The organism is Endozoicomonas sp. SESOKO2, from assembly GCF_024606245.1.
Lineage (GTDB): Bacteria > Pseudomonadota > Gammaproteobacteria > Pseudomonadales > Endozoicomonadaceae > Endozoicomonas_A.
Genome location: NZ_JAHHPQ010000209.1, coordinates 1 through 1,250, shown reverse-complemented (window position 1 = coordinate 1,250; position 1,250 = coordinate 1). Strand labels below are relative to the sequence as shown.

1 protein-coding gene is annotated in these 1,250 nt (G+C 50.9%); it reads left to right on the top strand.

Going from position 1 to position 1,250, the window contains the following annotated elements; all coding sequences use genetic code 11:
* Positions 1-19: 19 nt before the first annotated feature.
* A partial coding sequence (locus KDK17_RS05050; protein ID WP_257253195.1) for a hypothetical protein occupies positions 20-1,250 on the top strand: 1,231 nt, incomplete at its 3' end.

The window sequence follows — 1,250 nt, the reverse complement described above, 5'->3', positions numbered from 1 at the left end:
CGCCATCGGTCTGGCAGGATTGGCAGCAGAAAGCGGTAATGCAATACCAACCCTTGCGTCTTTCAATTTTATCGACGAATTTGCACCGATTCGCTTGCAGACAATGGTTGGAGACCATCTGACGCTTGTTCAGGCCAGTCAGGCTGTGGAAATCTTCAAGGACATGATGAGGTGCTCCCCACCCTACCCTTTGTCTATCGTAGATCACCCTGTCCTGCCAAAAGTCCAGGAGCTGGTTTACAGGGCCAGGAATGAAATGAAAACCGGGGCTCAACGATACGACGACGAAATTAATGGCATGAGCAAAAGAGCCTTTCACCCTCTCGTGCCTGAAAGATTCTTCTCGGAACACTTCGCTACTCATTCTCACACTGGTATCAGGATAATAGCTCTGTTGAGTGAAGGTCTGATCAGCAAGGTTGAACTTCATAATTACATTAAAGCGGTCAGAGGTGTCGATGGTTATCAGACAGTGGATGAATTCGAGCACTTCCTTGGCTACCGCTACGGCGTCAATGTGCCTCAATTCAAAAAGGTTGTTCAAATGATGTCTGACGAGGGTGCAAAGGAATTCATGCGCAATGCCTTCGATCCTGTGACCGTGACCACCACTGGCCCTTCAGGTATGAAAGAGTCTGTTACCGGCATGAAAGAGTACGCAGCTGCGGTCATCGCCAACTACGTCCTTAACGATATTGCCTTCAATAACGGCCGCAGGACGGCAGCCTTCCTGGCCAATATTCAGGATACTCTGGCACCTTATGCCAATACCCTTGGCGTGTCTGAATCAGAGCTGATCAAGGCTATCCATGACACCTTGATGCAGACTCATGCTGCAGCGGTTGAGCATCGGCTCAATGATTACTGGCTAAAACCTTCAGCCTCTCTGGTACAGGCGGCCGCCTGGTACTTCTTCACCTATAAGCCTCTGCTGGCGATCCATACCGCCGAGCAGGCTGAAAGGCTGTCTCTCTCAAACATGGCGTTCCTCTATCTTCTGGATCTGACCAGCCGGGGTGATTACCTGCACAGAGCTCTCACACCTTTCGAGCACTGGCTGGAACACTATGATGTTGATCTTGACCGAACTCGCCAATATACCTACCACGACGGCATTGAAAAGATCTCTGAAGTGGGCGGGCTGGCCATGCCATTGGGTAAGGCCGCTTCCTCAGTCATTCTGCTGAGAACCGGGTCTCTGCTGTTTGCCAGACAGTACAACGCCAACCCCCGGATGTATCGCAGCATTT